Source organism: Paenibacillus litoralis (genome assembly GCF_046244365.1).
Taxonomy (GTDB): domain Bacteria; phylum Bacillota; class Bacilli; order Paenibacillales; family NBRC-103111; genus Paenibacillus_V.
In genome coordinates, this window is sequence record NZ_CP176395.1 from 5398724 (window position 1) to 5424297 (window position 25574).

Annotated in this window: 18 protein-coding genes; 5 read left to right on the plus strand and 13 right to left on the minus strand. The window is 53.4% G+C overall.

The window, feature by feature from the left end:
* Positions 1-55: 55 nt before the first annotated feature.
* Complete coding sequence (locus ACKGJP_RS22845) at positions 56-1234, minus strand: M20 family metallopeptidase (protein ID WP_409341101.1); 1179 nt, start codon at positions 1232-1234, stop codon at positions 56-58.
* 263 nt (positions 1235-1497) lie between these two features.
* Here ACKGJP_RS22845 and ACKGJP_RS22850 point away from each other — a divergent pair, with 263 nt between their 5' ends.
* Positions 1498-1845, plus strand: coding sequence for a YugN family protein (locus ACKGJP_RS22850; protein WP_409341102.1), 348 nt, complete (start codon positions 1498-1500; stop codon positions 1843-1845).
* 12 nt (positions 1846-1857) lie between these two features.
* A complete protein-coding gene (gene ftsW, locus ACKGJP_RS22855) occupies positions 1858-3072 on the plus strand; it encodes a putative lipid II flippase FtsW (RefSeq protein WP_409341103.1) in 1215 nt (404 codons plus the stop codon).
* A gap of 103 nt (positions 3073-3175) precedes the next feature.
* Here the strand turns inward: ftsW and ACKGJP_RS22860 are convergent, their stop codons facing one another.
* Positions 3176-3553: an Asp23/Gls24 family envelope stress response protein gene (locus ACKGJP_RS22860; RefSeq protein WP_409341104.1), complete on the minus strand. Its 378-nt coding sequence runs from the start codon at positions 3551-3553 to the stop codon at positions 3176-3178.
* Positions 3554-3693: 140 nt separating this feature from the next.
* Positions 3694-4479, minus strand: coding sequence for an SDR family oxidoreductase (locus tag ACKGJP_RS22865; RefSeq protein WP_409341105.1), 786 nt, complete (start codon positions 4477-4479; stop codon positions 3694-3696).
* A 185-nt stretch (positions 4480-4664) separates the two neighbouring features.
* Between ACKGJP_RS22865 and cax the strand changes: the two genes are divergently transcribed.
* Positions 4665-5726 carry a calcium/proton exchanger gene (gene cax, locus ACKGJP_RS22870; RefSeq protein WP_409341106.1) on the plus strand — a complete coding sequence of 354 codons (1062 nt, stop codon included), beginning with the start codon at positions 4665-4667 and terminating at the stop codon, positions 5724-5726.
* Positions 5727-5820: 94 nt separating this feature from the next.
* On the opposite strand, the gene ACKGJP_RS22875 is transcribed toward cax, so the two are convergent.
* The 5 genes from ACKGJP_RS22875 to ACKGJP_RS22895 form a co-directional block, all read right to left on the minus strand.
* On the minus strand, positions 5821-6108 hold the full coding sequence (locus tag ACKGJP_RS22875) for a DUF1507 family protein (protein ID WP_409341107.1): 288 nt from the start codon (positions 6106-6108) through the stop codon (positions 5821-5823).
* 201 nt (positions 6109-6309) lie between these two features.
* Positions 6310-8784 (minus strand): S1C family serine protease, encoded by a 2475-nt coding sequence (locus tag ACKGJP_RS22880; protein ID WP_409341108.1) that lies wholly within the window; start codon positions 8782-8784, stop codon positions 6310-6312.
* Between the two features lie 269 nt (positions 8785-9053).
* Positions 9054-9302, minus strand: coding sequence for an HPr family phosphocarrier protein (locus ACKGJP_RS22885; RefSeq protein ID WP_409341109.1), 249 nt, complete (start codon positions 9300-9302; stop codon positions 9054-9056).
* 99 nt (positions 9303-9401) lie between these two features.
* Entirely contained in the window at positions 9402-10115 is a 714-nt protein-coding gene (locus tag ACKGJP_RS22890; protein WP_409341110.1) for a hypothetical protein, read from the minus strand.
* An 88-nt stretch (positions 10116-10203) separates the two neighbouring features.
* Positions 10204-12123, minus strand: coding sequence for a sensor domain-containing diguanylate cyclase (locus tag ACKGJP_RS22895; RefSeq protein WP_409341111.1), 1920 nt, complete (start codon positions 12121-12123; stop codon positions 10204-10206).
* Positions 12124-12646: 523 nt separating this feature from the next.
* On the opposite strand from ACKGJP_RS22895, the gene rpsD reads away from it, so the two are divergent.
* Positions 12647-13249, plus strand: a complete 603-nt coding sequence (gene rpsD / locus ACKGJP_RS22900; RefSeq protein WP_409341112.1) for a 30S ribosomal protein S4 — start codon at positions 12647-12649, stop codon at positions 13247-13249.
* A 103-nt stretch (positions 13250-13352) separates the two neighbouring features.
* On the opposite strand, the gene ACKGJP_RS22905 is transcribed toward rpsD, so the two are convergent.
* Both ACKGJP_RS22905 and tyrS read right to left on the minus strand, forming a co-directional pair.
* A complete protein-coding gene (locus ACKGJP_RS22905; protein WP_409341113.1) occupies positions 13353-14492 on the minus strand; it encodes a glycerate kinase in 1140 nt (379 codons plus the stop codon).
* A 22-nt stretch (positions 14493-14514) separates the two neighbouring features.
* The gene (gene tyrS / locus ACKGJP_RS22910) at positions 14515-15771 is read right to left on the minus strand and encodes a tyrosine--tRNA ligase (protein WP_409341114.1); all 1257 of its coding nucleotides are present in this window, start codon (positions 15769-15771) and stop codon (positions 14515-14517) included.
* 671 nt (positions 15772-16442) lie between these two features.
* Between tyrS and ACKGJP_RS22915 the strand changes: the two genes are divergently transcribed.
* On the plus strand, positions 16443-19622 hold the full coding sequence (locus tag ACKGJP_RS22915) for a transglycosylase domain-containing protein (protein ID WP_409341115.1): 3180 nt from the start codon (positions 16443-16445) through the stop codon (positions 19620-19622).
* Positions 19623-20164: 542 nt separating this feature from the next.
* Here ACKGJP_RS22915 and acsA read toward each other — a convergent pair.
* From acsA to ACKGJP_RS22930, 3 genes are all read right to left on the minus strand, one after another.
* Positions 20165-21889, minus strand: a complete 1725-nt coding sequence (acsA, locus tag ACKGJP_RS22920) for an acetate--CoA ligase (protein WP_409341116.1) — start codon at positions 21887-21889, stop codon at positions 20165-20167.
* Positions 21890-22148: 259 nt separating this feature from the next.
* Positions 22149-23381, minus strand: a complete 1233-nt coding sequence (locus ACKGJP_RS22925) for an MFS transporter (RefSeq protein ID WP_409341117.1) — start codon at positions 23379-23381, stop codon at positions 22149-22151.
* Positions 23382-23705: 324 nt separating this feature from the next.
* Positions 23706-25538 (minus strand): glycoside hydrolase family 35 protein, encoded by a 1833-nt coding sequence (locus ACKGJP_RS22930; RefSeq protein ID WP_409341118.1) that lies wholly within the window; start codon positions 25536-25538, stop codon positions 23706-23708.
* Between the last annotated feature and the right edge of the window lie 36 nt (positions 25539-25574).

A 25574-nucleotide genomic window follows, 5' to 3' on the forward strand; every position in this document is an offset into this window, starting at 1 on the left:
AGAAGGGCGAAGAATGCACGCAATATATGGCAACATGGGCTACGCTGCGCGTCTCTTACGCATGCTCGTTCATGTAATCCAAGGCCAGCCCGATCAAGAGCCTCGCGGCATAAATCATGGACGATTCATCGATATCGAACCTCGGATGATGATGCGGCGCGTCGATTCCCGCTTCCTTATTGCCGGCGCCCACGAAAACGAAGCAGCCCGGAACGCGTTCCAGGTAATAGGCGAAGTCTTCGGCCGCCATAATAAAGGGAGACTTGCTCACTTGCTTTTCGCCGAAAACGGAAACGCCGACTTTAAAGAAACGATCCGTCTCTTTTTCGTCGTTCACGACCGGCGGATACCCGACTTTATAACGAAAATCGACTTGCGCCCCGTACATGGCCCCGGTTTGCTCCGCAATCGTCTTCATCTGCTCGCGGATGCGATCCCTCGCTTCGATCGAAAACGTGCGCACGGTGCCGTTAAGCGAGCAAGTTTCTGCGATGACGTTGAAGGACGAGCCGGCATGTATGGATCCTACCGTAACGACGCAAGGCTCCGTCGGATCCATATGGCGGGAAACAATCGATTGCAGGTTGACGACGATCTGCGACCCTACCAGCACGCTGTCGATCGTTTGGTGCGGCAATCCGCCATGGCCCCCTTTGCCCTTGACGTCTATGAAAAATTCATCCGCCGCCGCCATAAAGGCCCCGCTTTTGGTTTGCGCCTCGCCGGTCGGCAGCGGCGCCCATAAATGAACGCCATATACGGCATCGACGCCTTCCATCGCGCCTTCGGCGATTAACGGAGCGGCGCCTCCCGGACTAATCTCTTCCGCAGGCTGAAACAGGAAACGAATCGTTCCTTTCAGCTCGTCTTTTCTGCCGCTCAGCACTTCTGCTATCGCAAGCAGCGTCGTCGTATGAGCATCGTGGCCGCAAGCGTGCATGACGCCGGGCACTTTGGAAGCGTAATCGACCGATTTGGCGTCTTGGATCGGCAGCGCGTCCATGTCCGCTCGCAAGGCTACGGTCGGACCGGGATGGGCGCCCTTCAGCTCGCCGACCACGCTGTATCCGCGTTCGCCGCGCTTGACGGGAATGCCGAGCTCCTCCAAACATTTGGCCACGTAAGCCGACGTTTCTTTCTCTTGATAAGAAACCTCCGGATGCTGATGCAAAAACCGGCGGCGTTTCACCATATCGGGAAACAACTGCTCCAGCTGTTGTTCGATCGTTATCATAATACCTACCCCCACCGTTTGCTTACACCGTACATTTTATCAGATATCGCTTTGGGTTGCCTACCGCTTTAGCCGTCTATTTCCTGCACCGTCTGTCTTAAATTCGACCTGAAAGGCTCCAAAACGGCCACAAAATAGCCACAACTGCGCCCTTAGGCACATTTGCTTAAGGCTTGCACAAGTTGGGGAAACATACTATCATGAAAATGATATGCAAGTGCTCATGCGTCAAAGCATGTAAATGAACCGGGAGGCGTTCTCTAATGATTATTGAAAATACAGGTTTAAAAGGACTTAAAAGCGAGCTCGCCCATTTGGACGAGTCCACCGAAAAATTAGGCTTCGTTCGCTGGCAATGGGAATATTACCGCGCCACTTACGACTGCAAATTCGAAGATGTAGCGAATAACGCCGAATACTATCTGCGTATCAATGCGCGTGTGGAGTCCGGCAAACTGGAAAATCCGCATGCGGTTCTGTACCTGGAAGATGTTTACATAGGGAAAGGGACGTTCCCGCACGGGCTCGACTACAACGCGCCGATTCCGCAGCCCGTCGTTCAGGCGGCCAATCAAAAACTCAGCCAGTTGAAGCAAGCGCTCGAACACTAGGCGCGGGAAGCCATGAACCCGCCGCGTAGAGGAACACCGGACTTTCTGTTGTTGTTCTTGACGCTGGCGCTCGTCGCCTTCGGCTTCCTGATGGTGTTCAGCGCCAGCTCCGTGTCTGCAACCTTCTACTACGAGAATCCTTGGCACTATACACAGCGGCAAGCCGTCTCGCTTGTCATTAGCTTCTTTCTCATGTTTTTCTTTATGAACGTCAACTACGCAAGGTTGAAAAAATGGGTGATGCCGTTTTTCATTCTGATCTTCGCGCTCCTGCTTATCGTTCCGTTCGCTTCGAACAATGTGAACGGAGCGAACAGCTGGTTTGCGATCGGTCCGCTGCGCTTGCAGCCCTCCGAGTTCGCGAAGGTCGCGGTCATTCTGTATTTGGCGTTCATCATACACAAGAAGGAAGACCGTATCCGCGACTTCAAAAAAGGGCTGATGCCCGCACTCGTCGTTGTCGGCATGGTTTGCGGCGTTATCATGCTGCAGCCGGATATGGGCTCTACCATCGTACTGGCGCTCAGCGCCGTAATTGTCATCGTCGTCGGCGGAGCCAACCTCAAGCACGTGTTTTCGCTGGCCGCCGGCTTCTTGATCGTTACGGCACTTGCCATTTGCGTATTTCTATTGAAAAATCCGGGTATTCTGGACGGAACATCAAGCGATTACCGGGTCAACCGGTTTACTTCGTTTCTCGATCCGTGGAACGACCGTCTTGGCAGCGGCTATCATTTAGCCCAATCGCTTATGGCGTTCGGTCACGGAGGATTAACCGGAACCGGCTTCGGACAAAGCATTCAAAAAATGCATTTTCTGCCCGCTCCGCATAACGATTTCATTTTCGCCGTTATCGGCGAAGAATTCGGCTTTATCGGGGCGACCTTGTTCTTGCTTGTGTTTCTGCTGTTTATTTGGCGAGGAATCGTCGTATCGGTACGCTGCACGGATACGTTCGCCAGACTTTGCGGTATCGGCTTTTTCGGTTTGTTCGGCGTCCAGGCGTTCATCAATCTCGGCGGCGTAACGGGAACCATTCCGCTGACGGGCGTCACCTTGCCCCTCATCAGCTATGGGGGATCCTCCCTCATGGCTACGATGATGGCCATCGGCATCGTCCTCGGCTTCAGCCGGGAGCAGAACAAGCCCCAGGAAGCCGCCAATCAGCCGGCACGCAAGAAGCCAAAAAACGAAGTAAAGGCAAGCCGCCGTTCGGCAAGCCTCTAAGCTTCGGAAAGCAACAAAAAAGAGAACGCCGACGCATTGCGTCACGTTCTCTTTTTTGTTGGCGCCTTAGGAGCACCTCGGATAGCATGCCTTATGTAGCGAATTACTTAAGGCGATGGAGATCTTCCGTTTCCTCTTCACGGAAAGCAACGCCTTCCACCTTCACATTGACTTCGATGACATTGAGACCCGTCATATTTTCAATGGCTTCGCGCACATTTAGCTGAAGCGCTTGACATACGTCTTGAATTTGCGATCCATAATGCACGATCACACGCAAATTGATGGCGGCTTCTAGCTGCCCGACTTCGACGGAAACCCCTTTTTGCACGTTTTTACCGCTTAAGCGTTTGGCAAGTCCTTCGGAAATACCGCCGGACATGCCGGCGATTCCCGGCGTATCGAGAGCTGCCAAGCCCGCAATCGTTGCGACCACATCATCGGAAATACGAATAAGCCCAGTTTGAAGTTGTTCGGACATCCAGCTCACCTCCTAATTTTCCCCGAAAAAAGTGATGGGATGCTTGCTGCCCGTACCGAAAACGGCGGCGGATCTCATAGCAATCCCCTGTTCAATGATTAGCCAGAAGCGTTGTAACCTGCTTTACAACCTCACTGTTATTATAATGATTTGACCATACCTCCGTCAACGAAGAAGGTCGACCCGGTCATATAGCTGTTGAGCGGGGATAGCAAATACGAAGCTAGCGCTGCAAATTCCTCCGGTTTGCCGTATCTTCCAAGCGGGATGTCTTTAACGATTGCGGCCCGAATGTCTTCGACCGATTTGTTTTCCCGTCCCGCTCTCGCTTCATCCAGTTCGGTCAGCCTGTCCGTCATAACGCGTCCCGGACATATGGTGTTAAGCAAAATACGGTCGCCCGCCAGTTCGATCGACAAGGTTTTCATGAGACCTGCAATTCCGGCGCGCAGCGTATTTGAAAGGACAAGCCCGGGAATCGGCACCTTGACCGAAGTGGAGGCGATCGTAACCATTCGTCCGCCTTGTTCGGCCATGAGCGGATAAAAGCCCCTTACGAGCCGTACGACGCTCATCATATTCGTCTGAAACGCCTTCTCCCAGGCATCGTCATCGAAGGAGAGGAAGCTTCCGCTAGGCGGTCCGCCTGCACTGCACAACAGCGCGTCCACTCGCGGGAAGAGCTCCTTTGCTTTTGCGATCAAGCCCGCTATTTGCTCGGCGTTCCCAACGTCAACGGACATGCCGGCTGCCGTTACGCCGTATTTGTCGCTTAGCTCCGCCGCCAACGCTTCGATGCCTGCCGCATCCCTGCTGCAAATAAGCAAATTCGCGCCTTCCTCGGCCAGCGCAACCGCCACTGCCCGGCCTAAGCCTTTGCTGGCCGCCGTCACCACTGCATATTTTCCTTTTAGACCGAGATCCATTTGTATCTTCTCCTTTTTCCGCCGATTCTTACGCGCATAATCTTTCGCAAAAGAGGGCAATTGTACAATGATACCGATTTACAAGCAGAACTTGGCAGAGTAAAATGGTAATACTTTCTGCAGATAGGGCGTCTGCCGTGCCCTGGCATCTGCTTCGATTTGCAAACGATAAAAGAGGTGAATCCGTGAGTCAAAAGCTTTTCTTCACACTTCTGGCCGTTACCTTCGCAGCCAGCGGCGTAGCCCATTACGCCGGTATGAACTCAACCGTTCAATTTGTTCTTTCCTGTATCGCGATCGTCTTTGTAGCCGGCTTTCTGGGCAAAGCGACCGAGAGCGTAGCCCACTACGCGGGCGAGAGGCTCGGCGGATTTCTGAACGCGACCTTCGGAAATGCGGCAGAGCTCATCATAGCCATTATTTTAATCAAAGATGCGGTAAACGGCAAACCGATGCTATTCGACATGGTCAAAGCCAGCATTACCGGCTCGATTATCGGCAATATGCTGCTTGTCCTCGGTCTCAGCCTGCTGCTCGGCGGCTTGAAGTTCAAAACGCAGCGGTTTAACGTCACGTTAGCCGGCCACAACGCTTCGCTTATGCTGCTAGCGGTCATCGCCCTGTTCATCCCTGCCGTGTTCGCCGTCCAGCTGCCGGAGGCCAAAACGAATACGCTGAGTTTAATCGTCGCCGTTATTTTGATTATCGCCTACTTCCTCTGGCTGCTCTTCTCCATGGTAACGCACAAGAAGGAATTGTCCGACGAAGTGATCGAACACGGCGAAGCCGCCTGGTCGCGCGGAGTATCGATCCTATTACTGGTCGTCGCAACCGTTATGGTCGCGCTCGTCAGCGAATGGCTGGTCGGGACGCTTGAAGAGTTTTCCCACAAGTTCGGGCTTTCGGAGCTGTTCCTAGGCGCATTCGTCATCGCCATTATCGGCAATGCCGCCGAGCACTCCGCCGCCGTCATGATGGCCATGAAGAACAAAGTCGGGGCGGCCGTCGAAATCGCGATCGGAAGCTCCTTGCAAATCGCTTTGTTCGTAGCCCCCGTCCTCGTTATCGTCAGCTTCTTTATGGGAAACACGATGAATATCGTCTTTTCGACGTACGAGCTTGTCGCTATCGCCGTAGCCGCATCCATTGCCAAATCCATCTCGCGCGACGGACAAACGAACTGGTATGAAGGCGTCCTGCTGCTTGTCGTTTATATTATTCTGGGCTTCGCTTTCTTCTTCGTTTAAACGGACATTGAGCTTAAATCTCCAACTCTATCCAGCAAGGTTAAACGGCTTCGCCGTCCATTTTCTGATATAAAAAAGAGCAGCCGGCATTCGGCTACTCTTTTTTGTTTAGCGCTTCGTACAGCTTCGCAAGATTGCGTTCCAGCTTGATCAGCAGGTCTTTACCGGCCTGCTCCTGAATGAGCCCGGCTCGTACGGCGAAATCCACCTCGCGGGAAAGCCCGTACATCTGCGTGTCAAGCACCTCTTCATACAACGGACATTTGCGCGTGGTCAAGTTGTCCATCTGCACTTCGATCAGCTTTTCGATCTTGAGCGCGTCTTCTTGAAGAAGCTGAATCGCTTTTATATTTAAATCTTGCATGAGATCCGATGAAGACATGCATTCTCCCCCTTGTACAACATCCAATGTACGGCAGCGGCCGTGCGTTGGTGCGATCGCGCCCCTGTAGTAAACAACCCTATACCCATTATATTAGTCGAAATCAGGATAATACACAAGACGAATAATCTAGGAGCCCCGAAACCGTCGAAACGCCCTTGAGCCTTTTGCAAGAAAAGGTCAAGGGCGTTTCGGCAAAGGTTAGTCGAGGAGCTTAATCGATTCGAACGCTTGTTTCAGACGGGCCGTATTAAGATCCGTTTTTACCGCATCGTTAATACGATACGTAATCGAATACGTAATGCCGTTCTTGGCGAAGTAAAACTCCTTCGTTTCGTAAGGAACCTTATTCGTGGAATACTGCACGGTGATCGCCTTGCCGCTTTCACCGAACAGCGTTTCGTCGCTGACCGTATATTTGTAGTCGGCGTCGGCCTCCGCGCTTTTCTTGTGCTCGGCCTCTTTTTTCTTGACTACTTCGTCGTAAGCCCTGTCCTCGTCAGCCGAAATCGTGAATGAGCCGCCGGCAAACGAGTATAACGCAACCGGGCGGTCCGTTTTCGAGCCGTAGCTGTACGTTATCCATTCCTCGGGAACCCGTACGGAGTATTTATACGTTTTATTCGTATAAAGCGTCGTTGCGTCCGGATCGGCCAGCTCGTCCTCGTCTTGAATAAATCCTAAAGACTCGTTCATAAGCTCTTTATCGATTTGAATCGTATCGACGATGCTGCCGATCCATGCTTCCGTATCCGCCGCCTTCTCCTGCTTCGGATAATGGAAAGCAAACGAGTATTTGTACTTATCCTTTATCAAGTAAAGGACCCGAATATTCTCCCAGTCTTTCCCCATCGTCCAGCCGTAACTGGCTTCGATCGCCGGCACGCCGGAAACGGTCCGCTCCTTTTTCTCGCCCACTTCCCGGTAGCCCTGAGCGAAATTGCTCTTGAACGCCGCTTCTTCACGATCCGCCCAATCGCTCAGTTTGTCGCCCGACGATGCGGATGTGACGCTCACGCTGAAGCTGCGCTTGTCGTCGTCCGAATAGGAAAGTACGCTATCGCCATCCTTTTCCCATCCTTCGGGCAGCTCCATGGCAAGGCCATATTCCGTCGTAACCGCAACCGACTTCTTATGCTTCCGCAAATCCTTGACCGAGGTATCGCTTGTATCGAACGAAAGCGTAAAGCTGTCGAGCAAATCGATATAGCTGTTCACTTTAATGCTGCTGACGTTGTTCTCGCCTGAATATACGAAGAGGGAGACCAGGTATACTTTTCCTTTATGCTGATAGGCTCTCGCTTGGAAATAGCCTCCATTTTCGTCCAGCTTACCGCTCGTCTTCACATATGGAGCGCTTGCGGAATCGATATAACGCTTCTCCAGCACGATCGCGTCACGCGACTCCCCGGAAATTTTACGCATGAGCGCCGCTTTGGATAACGATTCTCCTTGATTGTCTTCGACTTGAACATGGATCATGAACTCGCCTTTGGAATCGAAGAACGTGGCCGAATCTTCGTCGTCGAAGCCGGCATCGCTCATCAGGCCCGGCGGATATTTCATCGACCAGCCGTTCTCGCTGTCGCCGATCTTGGTCTTGCCTTGGTCGGTATCAATCGCCGTATTGCCTTCATTCTCTTTCTTCTTGGAAGAAGTCACCGTCTTGTCTTCCGTAAGGGTGATCGAGAACGACGCTTCTTTGCCTTCCGACTTTACGGTCAGATTGACGGTTTGCCCAGGCAAATACGTTTTGAGCGCCTCGTTGTAGTCTACAAGCGTGCGGAGCGGGGCGCTTCCCAGCTTCAGCAGCACGTCGTTCTGTTTTACCCCCGCTTTGGCAGCCGGGGAATCCGGATCGACATAAGCGACCTTAAGCGGCTCTTCCGTCGGTAGGCCGACAACCGCTTCCCAGCTTTCTTCCAGCTCCAACCCGAGATACGGACGCATCACTTTACCATACTCGAGAAAATGTTTCAGCACGTACTGTACGGTTTCGACCGGAATGGCGAAGCCGAGATTGTCCACGCCGAAGTCGACGAATTTCATCGTATTGATGCCGACAACCTGTCCTTTCAGATTGACTAGCGCGCCTCCGCTGTTGCCCGGATTGATCGCTGCGTCCGTCTGGATCAGTTTGTACTTGGATTGCACGGATCTTTCGATGCCGCTTACAATGCCGACGGTTACCGAATTGCGGAGCGCAAACGAAACGGGCGTTCCGACGGCGACAACGGTTTCGCCCGCGCGAATATCGCTGGCGGCCGCAAACGTAGCCGCAGGCAGTCCGCTTGCTTCAATCTTGACGAGCGCGAGATCGCTCTCCTCGTCGATATGAGTCATTTTACCGTTGTATGTTTTACCGGTCGACGTTACGACAACCATGCTTCCCATATCTTTGACGACATGAGCGTTGGTCATAATGAGACCGTCGGCGCGTACGATTACGCCGGTGCCATGCGCCAGCCGAAACCGGTTGGTGCTGCTGTCGCGCACATCGTCGGTCGGTCTGCCAATAATTGCGACTACCGATGGAGACGCTTGTTCAACCACTTGGGGGATAACATCGTCCCCGGCAGCGGCTGCGTAAGCGCTATTACCGAACGGCAGCACAAATATGCCGAGCAAAAGCGCCATTACGGAAAACCATTTTAAGGATAACCATGACAATTTCACTAGCTTCTTCCTTCCTTACAATCCATGATAGTTTCACCGTTAATCTACCACATTTTGCTAGAACGGACAATTTCTTTTTCATAATAATGGCCGGTAACCCTTTCAAAAGCCCACTTTTCGAATGTATTCCCTCTGCCGTATACAAGGATAAACGCCTTCGCCGTCCTTTAAGCGACATGGGCGCGTTTACCGAGATTTAGAGCGACTTCCACGATATTCCGATAAATAAAAAAAGAGCCTCCTATAAGGAGACGCTCTGCTTGCTTGACTTATTCGCTGATGACTTTGATGCTCAGGTTGTGCTTGGCAAACACTTCGGACATTGCCGCTTTCGCCGTTTCGGCATCCGGACCGTGTACGTGCAGGTTGTAATCGCCGCTTGTCGTCAACGTGGTGAACAATCCGAGAATGCTTTTCACATCGATATACTTATTGTCGTACTGAAGCACGATTGAGGACTGAAATTTACCCGCAGTTTGAGAAATTTCCACAATTGCGGCATTCGTTGTATTGGACATAAGAATCCCCTCCAAAATAATGAGTTCTTGGCAATCGATACCTTCCCCTATGATACCTTGTAATCACTCAACTGCGCAAGAGATGTTTTGTACCTCGCTCTATTGCCGGTTTGTTCGGCTCGAGGCCGCTTCGGGAAAATCAAAAGCCGATGTGATCGTTTCCTTTTTTTCGGCGTCGTTTTCCCTATATGTAAGCACGGTTTCGACCTTCAATCGCAGCAGCTTGCCGGAATAGCGGTCCATTGCCGCCGTGCATGTGGATTCGGCCGATAGAGTCGGCAGCAAACTAGCCAGACGTTCCTTGGCTCGGTTCACGATCCTCAAGCGCTCCTCCGTAAGACGCGTAGCCGATGTAGACGAAAGCGTTTGCGCCGGCGTATAGACTGCTTGTCGCTCGGCTTCCGCAAGCTGGCTCTGCCAATTTTGCTCTACCGCCTTTTTCCAGTCCTGCCCATCGAGCTTCGCCACGTACACCCGTTCCCGTGCCGCTTGATCGATTCGGGACGAGACAACGGTCTTCTTCGTTTCGCTCAGCTGCTTAGCCGTTAAGAACGGATCGGCTTCCAAACTTGCCTGAACGGCGGAGGCGCTGCCCATTTGCCCTTTGAGCCCCTCCGCTTGCTCGACAGGTTTGGCGATTGTAACGCCCGACACATTCAGTTCGACTTGTCCGCGGTATTTCAACGAAGATTCCGCCAGCATCGCGAAGCCTTCGTTCATCCTTTGTTCCGGGGTGGCGCCGCCGTCTGAAGCAGCGCAAGCCGATACCGAAACCATCACAATCGCAAGCGGCAGGCTTAGCTTACCAGCCAAATGACATCCCTCCCGAAGCCGATTTGACCATGGGGCCTCAGCCCTCATGCTCAACCTTTATCGTATCCCCGGAACGCCATCTTATCCGTCAGCCGATCTTGATTTGGTTCTTGCCCTCGTTCTTCGCTTTATAGAGCGCCATATCGGAACGGTAGAACAACGACTCGACGCTGATTTTGTCGTCCTGCCAATGCCAGTCGGATATGCCGCATGAGACGGTTACCTTCGGATCCGTTTCGTTTACGACCCTGCTGCGGATGCGTTCCGCAATTCGAACGGATTGGTCGCGGGATACCTGCGGTAAATAAATGGCGAGTTCTTCTCCGCCCCAGCGGGCGGCAATATCGGTGTCACGAATGCAGGAGTGGATAATGCCGCTGACCTGGATCAAGATTTTATCCCCGACCTGATGCCCGAACGTATCGTTCACCGTTTTGAAATTGTCGATATCGACAACGATAAGCGAACCGCAAAAATCTTTCTTCTGATGAAGATTCACCTGCTCGTCCAAATAATGGCGCTCGTAAAGTCCGGTCAGATTGTCGGTGATGACCATTCTCTGCACTTCGTTATGCAGCGAGGCGTTGGCGATGGCAAGCCCGATGTGGCTCGACAGCACCTGCAGCAGCTTGTAATTTTCGTAGGAGAAGAAATTCGGAAGACGGTGCGTGACCAGCACGACGCCCACTACTTCCCCGTTTACGATAATCGGCGAAGCGATCAAGGAACGCGACTGCGTCGTTTCCATAAGCTTCGACCTGACCTTCGGATTCGTCCAGTAATCGGAAATAATAAGAGATTCCTTCGTCATGCAGACCACGCCGGAAAAGCCGTAGTCGACGGCAAAGTTTTCGTTGAACATGGCCGGCAGATTCGTCGCCTGCACGACCAGCTCCCCGCGAGTGCGGTCCAGCTGCAAAATACAGCAAAAATCCGCATCGAATATTTTGATCAGTTCGGTCGAGGCGAAGTTGAAAATTTCGTTCAGCTGCAGGCTTTGGTTAAGTCGCTTCGTAATTTCATTAATTAAGCGAAGCTCGCTCACCAGCAAATTCGACTGCTCGTAAAGCTTGGCATTCTCAAAGGCGGTTCCGGCCGTTCGTGCAAGCGTCGACAGCATCTGGATATCCGATAACAGCAGATCCGCCGTATGCACGGTCATGTGGACCACTCCGTACACGCCTTGATTGCCGACTAGCGGAAGCGAAGCTTCCCGAATGCTTCCGTCCGCATGGTGGACGACCATTTCTTTCCCTTCCATAAAGGAGCGGGTGCAAATGTCTTCCTCGACTCTCGTAAAGTTCAGAGGCTTAACCGGTATCGTCATACTGTGGTTGTCCTGCGACAGCATTAAATCTACCGAAACGTCCGAAAACAGGATATTCAGCCTTACGACCAGCTCGGTCAGCACGGAATCGACGTCGATCAGCGAATGCAGCTTCTCGGCGGCTTGGTATAGCAGGTCGCGTTTTTTGGATTCCGCATCGAACTGCTGCCTTTCGAGGGCCAGCTTGGCAGCCTTGCGTTTCTCGAGTTGCCAGTTCAGGTGGGGCACGAAGGAGAGCGATGCTGCCCGGAGCCAATCGGAAGGCTGATCGCTGCCGTTCGGGAGAAAGCCGATCCAGCCGCATCGTTCGGGTCCGTCAAATTCCACCGGAATGAACAAGGCTTTCACTTGGGCTTCAAGAGCAGCGGCCGTTTCCTCCGGCTCGCCGTTCGACAAGGCGCCGAACGATTCTATCATTTGACCATATTCATACAAGGCGATCAGCCTATTGTTCGCGTCGCACAGAAGCAGCGTTCCGGGCATGTTCGGCTTCATGTCATTCACCTGCGCGGCCCAGCTGCCGAAGCTTTCTAGAAGGAGGGCTTTCAACGAGCTCTCGTCCAATCCGTTAGAGCCCGGACGATACTCGCAGCGCAGCGAGAAATTCGGTTCTTCTTCCATAGAAAAGTATGCGGATTTATTTTCGGATGCCATTTCCAAACGTTGAAAATAACCCTTCATACCTCGTCTCCTCTATTAATCGAATAAACCGGCAAATCACGACTCGTCGAGGCAATTGCCGTTGGATTATCCTTATCGGGATGATAAGGATGAATTAGCATTTTATAGTACTATCATACTATGTTTCTGTACAAGATGCACTATCTTTGTGAAATTTTACAATAAACGGACCATTACGAAAAGCCTGTATTTCCTTAAGAAATCGTATTTCTCGCTAGTAAAAAAAACGCGGAACCGCAAAGTGTGCGCTTGACTTTCCTATACCTTTTTAATAAAATTAGACGTTGAGTGGAAGCAACCAAAATCACTTCGTTGGACGTTAACGAATGCGAACACCCTCACTGATTTTGTTACTGACCGGCCAGCGGCTGAACTAGCTTGTCAGTATGGGGCTTACAAAGCCCAGACAAAATTGGACGTGTCCGGACCGACCAGCTAAGAGCTTCGTCTTATGACGACACCGGTTGAACTCCGCCATAACCATTAAAAACGAAAATTTAACGTTCAAAGGAGTAATCGATACATGGCTCGCTACACAGGTCCTAAGTTCAAACTAAGCCGTCGCCTGGGCATTTCCCTGAGCGGAACGGGTAAAGAATTAAGCAAACGTCCTTTTCCTCCAGGCCAACACGGTCCGGGACAAAAGAAAAAAATGAGCGGTTACGGCGTTCAGCTTCAAGAAAAGCAAAAACTGCGTCACATGTACGGCTTGAACGAGAAGCAATTCCGTAACCTGTTTGACAGAGCGTCGAACATGAAAGGGATTTCCGGCGAAAACTTCATGATCTTGCTTGAAAGCCGCCTGGACAACCTCGTTTACCGTCTTGGTTTCTCGAACTCCCGTGCAGGCGCACGCCAGCTTGTCGCTCACGGCCACGTAACCGTAAACGGCAAGAAAGTGGACATCCCGTCCTACATTCTTAACACTGGCGACGTTATCGGACTTCGCGAGCGCAGCCGCGGTTTGACGGTTGTCAAAGAAGCGGTTGAAGGACGTCATCACGTTCCTGCGTACCTCGATTTCAATGCACAAGGACTGGAAGGCAAATACGTTCGTCAGCCGGAGCGTTCCGAGCTGCCGCAAGAAATTGACGAGAAACAAATCGTCGAGTTCTACAGCCGTTAATCTTCCGTCTTCTCTCGCTCGTGCTGTAGGCTTTCTTATGAGTCGCAGACAGCGGGAGTCATTAAAAAAACCAGGAGACCCGGTCTCCTGGTTTTTTTGCGTTTCAACCGTGCCTTGCGACCGCGAACAATCTGGCGACTTGCTCGGCGGCATCGGCAAGCCATGGCTCCGCATGCGCAATCGCTTCCTCAAGCGATGCCGGATGCGGCATGATGCTGAAGCACGCATCGATGCCGTGCTCGTGAAGCTTCGTATAATCGCCGGTTAGACCGCCGGACAAACAGATGACGGGAACGCGATATTTGCCGGCCCGGAGCGCGATACCCGCAGCCGTTTTGCCCATTGCCGTCTGTTCGTCGGTGCGTCCTTCGCCGGTCAGCACGAATGACGCGCCGGGAAGACGCTCTTCGAAGCGGCATGCATCTAACACAAGGTCCACGCCTTTTTGCATGGACGCGCCGCAGAACGCATATAGCCCCGCACCGAGTCCGCCCGCAGCGCCGCCGCCCGGCAGCGCATGAACGTCCACGCGAATATCCCGCGTCATGCATACGGCAAGCTGGCGCAGCGCCGTATCGAGGCGGGCTACATCCTCCTTCGATGCGCCCTTCTGCGGACCGAACACAGCGGATGCGCCCCGCTCCCCGTAGAGCGGTGCGTCGACGTCGCAGGCTGCGATGAAGCGAACGCCGGCCAAGCGCGGATCAGCCCCGCTCGAATCGATCGCCGCAACTTCAAGCCAGCCATCGCTGAAAGCAGGAATGACTTGGCCGGCCGCATCGAGAAAACGGAATCCTAGCGCTTGCGCCATGCCGATGCCGCCGTCGTTCGTAGCGCTTCCCCCGAGACCGAGTAAAACGCGTTCGCAGCCGCGGTCAAGCGCGGCCTTGATCAGCTCGCCCGTTCCGAAGGTCGAAGCGCGGAGCGGATTTCGCTCCGCATCGGTCAGAAGCGTTAAGCCGCTTGCCGCGGCGCATTCGATGACGGCTGTCTTCGTGGCTTCCGCAAAAGCGTAAAAGCCGCGAATCTGCCGGCCCAGCGGGTCGTGCGCATCCGTTTCGACAATGGTTCCGTCCATCGCGGCTGCGAGCGCTTCGGTGAAGCCTTCCCCGCCGTCTGCCATCGGAACCAGCTCTGTTTTGGCATCCGGTGCCGCCCGAAGTACCCCTTCACGTATGGCTTTAGCGGCTTGCAGCGCGCTTAACGAGCCTTTGTACGAATCTGGCGCAATGATGATATGCATCGGCTTCAACCCTCTCCACGGATTATTTAAGTACGAGTTTCACGAACTGGCGTTTGCCCACCTGCAAAATATCGCCTTCCGACACTTCCACTTCGCCGTTCGGATCCAGCAGCTTCTGCTCATTGATCTTAACGGCTCCGCCTTGTATGCTTCGGCGCGCTTCGCCGTTGGACGACTGCAGGCCGAGCGTCACGAGCAGCTTGACGAGGCGGATTTTCCCGTTCTCCAGCTCCGTCAGGGGAAGCTCCGCATCCGCGATGTCTGCCGGCAGAGCGCGCTGCTGGAACACCGTTACGAAATGTGCTTCCGCCTGCTCCGCCGCTTCCTCCCCGTGAAACATGCGCACGAACGTACGGGCAAGCTGCATCTTGGCGTCGCGCGGATGTACCGAGCCGTCCGCTAATCCCTCCTTCAGCCGCTTGAGCGCCTCCGTCGGAAGATCCGTGGCGAGCTCGTAGTATTTGACCATCAGCTCGTCCGGCACCGACATCGCTTTGCCGTAAATTTGATTCGGCTCCTCATCGATTCCGATGTAGTTGCCGAGGCTTTTGCTCATCTTGTTGACGCCGTCAAGCCCTTCGATCAGCGGCGTCATGATAGCGACTTGAGCCGGCGCGCCATACTCTCTTTGCAGCATGCGGCCCATCAGCAAATTGAATTTCTGATCCGTACCGCCCAGCTCGATATCGCTCTTGAGCGCTACCGAGTCATAGCCCTGCATCAGCGGGTAAAAAAACTCGTGGATATGAATCGGCAGCCCGGTCGTATACCGCTTGGCGAAATCGTCGCGCTCCAGCATGCGCGCAACTGTCATTTTGCCGGCAAGCTCAAGCACATCCGCAAAATGAAGAGACGAAAGCCATTCGGAATTGTAGAACAGCTGCGTTTTATCCGGATCCAAAATCTTGTAGATCTGTTTCTGGTACGTTTCCGCATTTCGCTTGACGTCCTCTTCGGTCAGTTGCTTGCGCGTTTCCGACTTTCCGCTCGGATCGCCGATTCGTCCCGTGAAGTCGCCGATAAGCAGCTGAACCTGATGGCCCATCTCTTGGAATTGACGCAGCTTATGCAGCACGACCGTGTGTCCGACATGGATGTCGGGTGCGGACGGATCGAGGCCCAGCTTTACGTTAAGCGGCTTGCCCGTGACCACGGCATCGATAATCTTTTGTTTAAATTCATCCTCGGGCACGATTTCGACGACTCCGCGGCCGAATAGCTCCAGCTGCCGGTTGACCTCCGCTTGCTGCTCCGGCGTTAATTGTTCCCATTTGTTCATGTTGTTCGCCCCTCCGAAAGTTCGTATTTTGTCCAATGCGCGCCGAACCCGCTCCATCTGACTCTCAGCCTTCCATCAGGCAATGTCCCGCAAACGACAAAAAGACCTGCTCATCCACAAAAAAGGGACGAGAAGGTCTCGCGGTACCACCCTAATTAAAACGTCGTCCGCTAACACGGCGACATTTTCGCTCGGCAAGTCATAACGGGATTGCCCCGGAAGAAAGCTACTGCGGCTCGTTGCACGCGCCGACCTCTCCGCCATGCGGGTTTGTCGTCCGTTGCGCAAGATCGTCCATAAGGACGTTTCGCGCAAACATGTGCGGCCAGTTCCCTTTCCCAGCTCAGGACGGTAGTTCGATAGGATGCCCGTACCGGTTCGCAGCGACCACCGGCTCTCTGAAAACGACAGCATTCCTTCTACTGGACGAACGGCGCAATGCCGTCTGTCGGTCCATCTTCGCTTTTTGGATCATGAAATTCCTTATATTAAAGCACAGGGAGTCTCTTTTTGTCAATTCGCGTTCGCTATCCAGCCGTTTCCGCTTTATGTTATAATAATTGGGGCGGATTTGCATTTTTTACATACGGGATAGGAAAAGTGCCGCATAACGCTGTGCGCTCATGAAGACGACGACGTTATTGGGGAGTTATCATTTAGGAGGTTTCAGGTTGAGAAAATGGTGGCTGAAGAGCAAACCGATCTTAAAAGGGATTGGCCTTTATACGTTAATTACATTGAAGTGGCTTATCATTACCGGCATTATTGCGGGATTCCTCGTAGGGGGCGCCGCGTTCGGATACGTTTCCGCCGTCGTTAAGGACGAACCGGTTCGAACGAAGCAATTCATTACCGAGCAAATGAGCGAAAATGCGGTAACCGGCTTCGTCTTTTTCAATGACGAAACGCCGATCGGTCAGCTTCGTACGGATGAAGACCGCAGACTCGTCGGCTTGAACGACATCCCCAAAATGCTTTTGGATGCCGTTATCGCCGTGGAAGACAAAGATTTTTATACCCACTACGGAGTAGACATCAACGGCTTGTTCCGTGCCGTCAAGCAGAAGCTGCTTAACGAGCCCGTGCAAACCGGCGGCAGTACGATCACGCAGCAGCTGGCGCGGCGCGTCTTTCTCAGTCTTGACCGCGATATCACGCGCAAATTCAAAGAGATTTTCCTCTCCTTGCGCCTGGAGCGGCAGATGTCGAAGGACGAGATTTTACTGGCTTATCTGAACAAAATCCCGTACGGAAACGGATCGAACGGCTATAACCTGTACGGCATAAAAGCCGCCGCCAAAGGGATATTCGACATTAACGATCTGAATCAGCTTAATATCGCCCAGATCGCTTATTTGGCGGGCTTACCCCAGCTCCCCTCGGAGTATTCCGCTTTCACGAGCAAAGGCGATCTCGACAAGAAGAAACTCGATAACGCCACGAAGCGGCAGCAGCTCGTGCTCAAAAGAATGCTGGAGGAGAACGTCATCACGGAGCCGCAATATCAGGAAGCGCTCGCCTTCGACCTGAAGGGGGCGCTCGCCCAGAAGAAGGATAAAGAGTACAGCACTTATCCTTATCTGATGCTGGAGGCGGAGAAGCAAACTGCCGAAATTTTGCTCAAGCTTCAATACCCGAATCTGGTGCTCGATTCCGACAAGAAGAAAGAAGCTTACAACGAAGCGCTCAAGGACGTGAACGCGAACCTTCAGCGAGGCGGATACCGGATCTATACGACCATCGACAAGACGATCTACGACGCCATGCAGGAAATCGCCAAAAATGCCAAAAACTTTACGCCGGACGATCCGAAAAAAGGTATCGAGCAAATCGGAGCGGTTCTGTTGGACAGCAAAACGAGCGCGATTCTCGGCATGATCGAAGGACGCGACTTCTTCTCCGAGCAGCTCAACCATGCGAACCAAGCTTACCGCCAGCCCGGATCTTCCATGAAGCCGATCGCAGCCTTCATTCCGGCACTGGAGATGGGAGCCGTGCAGCCGGCCAGCGTAATCGACGATTCGCCGATCATTTTGCCCGACGGCCAAAAAGGCGTCCATATTCCGAACAACTGGGACAACGACTATCACGGATTGATAACGGCGCGCAAGGCGCTGAACTCGTCATATAACATTCCGGCGATCAAGCTGTTCATCAACGTCGTAGGCATCAACAAAGCTTGGGACTATGCCAAAAAGATGGGCATCAATTCCATCACGAAGGAAGACTACGTCGCGCAAACCGGTGTTATCGGCGGTTTGACCAAGGGTGTGACCGTCGAGGAAATGACGAATGCTTATGCGACGATCGCCAACAAAGGTTTGTTCAACGATGCTTACCTGATCAGCAAAATCGTCGATGCGAACGGCAAAACGATTTACGAGCACGAATTGAAGCCTTCCTTCGTGTTCTCGGAGCAAACGGCCTATCTCATGACCGATATGATGAGAACGGTCATCACCTCCGGGACCGCGAACGATTTGACGACCAAGTTCAAGCATTACAAACAAATGCCGATCGTCGGCAAAACGGGTTCGACCCAGGATGACGGCGACGCCTGGTTTATGGGCTATACGCCGGACATGACGTTAGGCGTTTGGGCCGGCTACGATCAGCCGATCCACAAGCTGAGCAAGGCAACGGGCGGCACGAACCGAGCCAAATACGTTTGGGCGCTCGTTATGGACGCCGCCATGGATAAACGGCCGGAGCTGTTCCCGACCAAGAAATTCGAGCGTCCGCCAAACATCGTGGAAATGACCGTATCCGATCTGTCCGGCAAGCTTCCGACCGATCTGACGACGGAATCCAAGCATCTGGTAACAGACCTGTTTAACAAAAGGGATGTGCCGACCTCGGAAGACGACGTCATGGTCAAGATGAAGGTAATCAGCTATAACGGCGTCAACTATATCGCCCAACCGACGACGCCTGACGACTTCGTACAAGAGAAAATTGTCATCCGTCGCGAGGAGTCGATTAGCGCGATGTTGAAGCGAATCGAGGAAGCCCAGAAGAAGCTGCCCGAAAACAAGCGCAACTCGCTTGACTATTACATTCCGCTTGATGCGGATACCGACGCACCATCCGAAACCGACCCTCGCGGCGATGACGGCAAGCCGCCGGAACCGCCGGCTCAGCTGCTGCTTACGCGCAGCGGCGACAGCTATAAGCTTTCGTTCGCTCCAAGCGCAAGCGGAGACGTTGTCGGATACCGGCTATATAGATCCGCTTCGCATGGACAGCTTCAGCCCGTAAGCGGCAAAGTCGTCTTAACGGGCGCTGAACCGATCTTTACCGACGCGCCGGGTGGCGGCGTATTCGGATATTCGGTGGTCGCCGTAGACGTTGCCGGCCATGAATCGGCGCATGCAAAGGTTCTGTTCACCGACGGAACGGAACAAAACGGTACCTCCTCTGCGAACCAGACGCCTGGCGCAAACGGCGGCACGGGCAGCGGCACCCTCCCCGGAACCGGAAACGGCACCAGCCCCGGGGAAAGTCCCGGACCGAGCGCTACGCCGAACGGCACGGGAGAAAACCAAGGAGGAGCCAAGCCGCAAGTCAAGGCGCCTCCATCGGCTCCCGGCGGCTTGACCGTAAAAATGAAAGGGATGGCCTTGCAGATCAACTGGAAGGCCAATCCCGAGAAAGAATCGGTAAATCAGTATAACGTTTATTACGCTGAGAAGGAATCCGGCACATACCGGAAGCTCGGATCCGTAAACAACGTAACCGAGTTCTCTTATTACGCTGTCTTCTATGACGGCCATTACCGGGTCACAGCCGTGAACGACGCCGGCGAGTCATCGCCGTCATCTAGCGTGATCTTCAAAAAACCGAGCGAATGATTGATCCTTGAATAGAGCATTCACGGTAGTTGAAGAATATATGTTATTCGCAATTGGGGTATCTCCTTCCGGTCACTCTTGTGTTCAGGAAATTTGATTGAAAAGACGCTTGCTGCGGACATTTCCCGAACACAAAGGCGAACGCTGCGCTCTTACAGGAGATACCGCAACCTCTATCGCATTCTTCAACAGCTAATTCTCTAACACCTACCGGACGATCCATTCGTCCGGTTTTTTATTTATAAATGATAGAAACCCAAACATCCCCCAACGGCTTTCGTTCCGTTTGGGGGATGTTTGAGATGAGAGCAGTTGTATTGGGAAATGAAATGCTAAAGGAGTGGCGGGTATCCCTTGAAGGAGCGTTAGCGTTCGCCTTTGCAGTCGGGAAATAACCGCTAATAGCGGGTTCTAATCAAATTTCCTGAGTGCAAGAGTGACCGTAAAGGGATACCCCCAGTCCAAATAGCCAATCATTTCTAGAACAGGACGATCTCCAAACAAAATCCCCCGGCGGCTAAATGCCATTGGGGGATTTTGGGTTACTCCTCGATCGTCGACAAGTCGCCGGTCGGCAAATTCAGCTCCCATGCTTTCAGAACGCGGCGCATGATTTTGCCGCTTCGGGTTTTGGGTAGCTTATCCTTGAACTCGATTTCGCGGGGAGCAGCATGTGCGGATAATCCTTCCTTGACGAATCTGGATATATCCGCTTTCAGCTCGTCGGATGGCGTGAAGCCCTCCCTGAGCGAAATAAACGCTTTAATGACTTCGCCGCGGACCGGATCCGGCTTGCCGATAACACCGGCCTCCGCAACCGCCGGATGCTCGACGAGCTTGCTTTCGACCTCAAAAGGTCCGACCCGCTCGCCCGCCGTATTGATGACGTCGTCTACCCGGCCCTGAAACCAGAAATAGCCGTCATGATCGACATAAGCCGAGTCGCCGGAAACGTACCAGCCGCTCAGACGGAAGTACTCTTCGTACTTGGCCGGATTGTTCCATATCTTGCGCATCATGGAAGGCCACGGCGTCTTGATCGCCAGGTTCCCCATCCGAAACGGCGGCAGTACGATGCCGCTGTCGTCGACAATCGCCGCTTCGACGCCGGGAATCGGCTTACCCATTGAGCCGGGCTTGATCTCCATCGACGGATAGTTGCTGATGAGCTGCGCCCCCGTCTCAGTCATCCACCAAGTATCGTGAATGCGCTGGCCGTACACCTTGAGCCCCCATCTGACAACCTCCGGATTAAGCGGCTCGCCGACGCTCAGCACATGCCTTAGCGCCGAGAGATCGATCTGCTTCACGGCTTCGTCTCCGGCGCCCATCAGCATCCGGAACGCAGTCGGCGCGCTGTACCAGACGGTAATCTTGTAACGTTCGATCGTCTTGTACCAAGCTGTCGGACTGAAGCGCCCCCCGCGAATCACGTTGGTCGCACCGTTCAGCCATGGCGCAAACACGCCGTAAGACGTGCCGGTAACCCACCCCGGGTCGGCCGTGCACCAATACACGTCGTCTTCTTTCAAATCAAGTACGATTTTACCCGTATAATAATGCTGAATCATGGCATTGTGAACATGGTAAACTCCCTTGGGCTTCCCTGTCGAGCCGGACGTATAATGCAGGAGCAACCCGTCTTCGCGATCCACCCATTCGATCTGCAAATCGTCCGAAGCGTTCGCCATTTCCTGATGGAAATCGTACTGCCCCTGCTCAAGCCGGACGCCTTCTCCTACCAGAACGACATGCTTCAAATGCGGCAGGTCGTTGACCGGGATTCGGGAAAGCAGCGTAGGCGTCGTTACGATGGCTACGGCGGCGCTGTCTTCCAGACGGTCCTTAACCGCCGTCTCCATGAACGCTTCGAACAGCGGTCCGACGATAGCGCCTACTTTAATCGCGCCGAGTAGCGCAAAGTACAGCTCCGGCGTTCGGGGCATAAAAACAAATACGCGGTCCCCCTTGGAAATGCCGATCTTGCGGAGCACGTTGCCGAAGCGATTGGATTGCCTCTTCATTTCACCGAAAGTATAGGATTCGTCGCGGCTATCATCGCTGTAGTATAAAGCTATTTTGTCATTGAGACCCGATTCCGCATGACGGTCGATCGCCTCATAGGCCATATTGACGTTCCCGGTTTCAGACCACGTGAAATGCCGCTCGACTTCCTGCCATGTAAAGCTCTCACGTGCCGCTTCGTAATTGCCCAGATTAGAATGCGCCGCGAACACCTTCACGATTTCTTCATCTGGATTTGACATACTGATCCCTCCTGCTCAGAAGTAAAATGAATAGATACCTAAAACGCTTTCACATGAAGCTTTCTCTTAGCCGGTCTGCCGATGGTGCTTTAAGAATTATACCATATGAGCCGAATTTGCGCCTACTTACGACAGCCTATTGGACAACGCTAATGCAGCCTAAAGTTACTATATTTATGCCCTTCGGTATCTTTTTTTGACGAATCGTGCCGCAATATACACTTTGAACCACAAAAAGAGGATCCGCTAGGATCCTCTGCTATTTTCCGATCGTTTCCGGTGCAACCGTTTGTTGGGCAGGCTTGACGGCAAAAGGAATCGCCTGGCGGACGGCTGCAATGACCAGAAAGGCCGCTGCGCAAAAAAAGATGGATGGCGTCCCCGCTGCGGAGTCGAGCGTATAAGCAAGCGTAGGCCCGATCGAAGCGCCGAGATCCGTCGCCACCGTGTAACCGGTCATGACGGCAACTCTTGATTTTTGCGATGACGATACCTCCGTTGCGTACGAATCGACAACCGTGCTTACGGCGGTTACATTCAATTGCAAGCACAACAGCAGAAACAACCATAGAATAAACGGCATCGGGACTGGCGTCAGCGCCAGCAAGCACGCGGCTGATAGCAGAACGACCGCCAGCACCCGATTCGGACGGAGCGCATGATCAAACGCTCTGCCGATCAGAGGCGACAGCCAAGGCTGCCAGCCGGCGCGCACGGCTTGCAAAATGCCCGCAAGCGAAGCCGCTCCTAGGGTCAGATAACCGAATTCGATGAAAACGGATTCGTGAACTTGGATAAGCCGGCTTAACGTCGAATTGAACATCCCTTGGAAAACAAGCGCCGTTAACAGGCCTGTCGCAAGCATCCAAAGCACCCTCGTTTCCTTCCACGGGCTGCCTGACTTTTCTTCGCCTCGATCCTTCGGTTCCGCTTGTACGCGAGTGCCGGATACATACCGGACGACGAACGGAATGGAGCACACGGCAGCCATGCCAAACGCAATGGAAACCGTTTTGATGCCGAAAGCGTCGACGGCGAACGAACCGACCAGCATGCCGACAAGTCCGCCGATTCCGGAGATGCCGTTATACGTCCCCATCAACCGTCCGCGGTTTCCGGCATCCGCAAGCTCCATAACCGTTAAATAACCGCCCAGTCTAAGGAAGCTCCAAGCTATTCCCCATATGGCCCTCATCAGAAGAAGCACCCAAAAGCTGCCGGCCAAACCATACGAAACGGTCGTCGCCGCAGCCAGCGCAACCGCAAGCAGCACGCCGGTCCGCATCGGCATCGATCGATACAGCCAGCCGATCAGCGGATTGAGAGGCAGCCGGATTAACCGGTTTGCGGAAAGCAGGATGCCGACCTCCCACAGCGAGCTTAATCCGATTTCCTGCCAATGTATAGGCAAGACAACATAAAGCATCGAGTCGCCGAGCAAACATACCGCCGTAATCCAAGCGATAGCGGTAATGCGGCGCTTGCTTTCCATCCTCTTCACCCGTTTCCTATTTTTCGCAAGTATACTAGAGTTTCGGATAGCATGTCAACGAATTCAATTCAATTCCACTTAAATCCACAGTCAAATCATACAATCCATCCTCCTTCTTCATTACCTGTTTCCCTCAACCCTTTCGGTGCATAAAGAAGCTGTTTCAAATGGGACAGTGCTTCTGTTGTGGTGCCGCAATGCGGCATGGAAGTCTGAGACTTAAAGAAAAAGACCGTCCCCGGTCTTTTCAGACCTTTTGGGACAGCCTCTTTGGATTTGATGATAACCGGGTTTATCAGAAACTGACTATTCCGGCGTGTAAGATTATCCTAAATCAGGCGTATCGACGAAAGTGACGGCCGGCTCGTTCGTGCCATGCAGTTCGAAAATGACGATTTCATTTTCGCCTTCGCGCAGAAGCGGTCCAGGCACGTACATCGTCTTTTGCGGTCCGCGTTCCCAGTACCGGCCGATATTATAGCCATTGATGTAGACGACGCCCTTCGTCCAGCCGGCGGTGTTCAAGAACGTATCGCAAGCCTCGTCGACGGTAAACGTCGCACGGTAGAAGGCAGGCTCTCCTTTGGCATACGGATCGATGGCGCAGCCTTCCGGTCCGCATGCTTCTTCCGCAGCGGCAAGCGTCGTAAACGGCGAAGCCGTGCCTGCTGCAAGAGCGCCGAAGGACAGCCCCTTCAGATCGTCCAGAGGGAGCGTATGAATCGTCCAGTGGTAGAGGAACTGGTAACCGAATTTCACGCCTTCCGTTATCCCTTTATAATCCTTCAGGAACGCGCCGTAATTCGTGCGGCCCATGTTTTCCACCAGGATGCCGAGAGTTGCGCCTTCAGCCGGAATTTCGAGCATGATTTTGCCTGTCCAGTCTTTGCGCCGCTCGATCACGCCTTTGTACTCGCCGTTCAGGAAAATAAGCGCGCGGTCATGAACATCCTGCAGCACCAGCTCGTGGCTTCCGCGAGGACCCGAAACCTGCGTCGTGTACAAAATAAAGCCGTACTCCTGGCCAAGCTTCTCCATCGGCTCCGGGCATGTCGCCTGTACCGGAACGGAGAACGCGTTCAGGCTTTCGAACAAGTCCGCTATCTGGTTAAACGCGACGCGGCCGTATCCTTTTTTCTTAATCGGCTCAGGCAGCTCGAGCTCGCCAAGCTCCTTATATTTCCCGACGATCTCGCGGACGGTGTAGAACTTGTCCGTCAAGTCGCCGGCTTCGCCCACCGGCACGTCATAGTCGTAACTCGTGATCGTCGGCTCGTAATTTTCTTTCGGCAGGCAGTTCGCCCCGTTCCAGAAGCCGAAGTTCGTGCCGCCGTGGAACATATAGAAGTTCACGGATGCGCCTGCCGCCAGCATCGCATCGAATACTTTGGCCACATCGGCGGAATCGCGGGTATGGTGCTGCTCGCCCCAGTGGTCGAACCAGCCGTTCCAGAACTCCATGCACATAAGCGGCTGATCCTTCTGATATTCCTTCAGCTTCTCGAAGGCTTCCTCCGGACGCGATCCGAAATTGACGGTTTCGAGAACACCGGGAACCGTACCGCCTTGAATCATGACGTCAGTCGGGCCGTCCGACGTAAACAGAAGCACGTCGATGCCGCGCTCCACCATGCTGTTCTGCAGGTGCTGCAAATATTTCACGTCATTGCCGTAGCTGCCGTATTCGTTCTCGATCTGCATCGCGATGATCGGCCCGCCGTTCGTGCAAAGCAGCGGCTTCAGCTTCGGCAGAAGGACGTCGTAATAGGCGTCCACTTTATCCAGAAACGGCTTATGGTAACAGCGCAGCCGCATATTGGAATCGGCCAGCAGCCATGCCGGCAATCCGCCGAACTCCCATTCCGCGCAAATATACGGACTTGGACGCACGATGACGTGCAAGCCGAGCTCGCCGGCGATTTGGATAAAGCGTTCGAGATCGGCAATCCCCTCGAATTGAAATTGCCCTTCCTTCGGCTCATGGATATTCCAAGCTACATAAGTTTCAACCGTGTTGAAGCCGCAAGCTTTAAGCTTGAGCAAACGGTCCCGCCAGTACTCGGGTACGACGCGGAAATAATGAATGGCGCCGGAAATAAGCTGAATCGGCTCGCCGTCCAGCATAAAATTCGGACCCTCGGTATAAAAACGTGCCATGGACGATTCCCCCTACAGTAAAATAATCGAATAGTA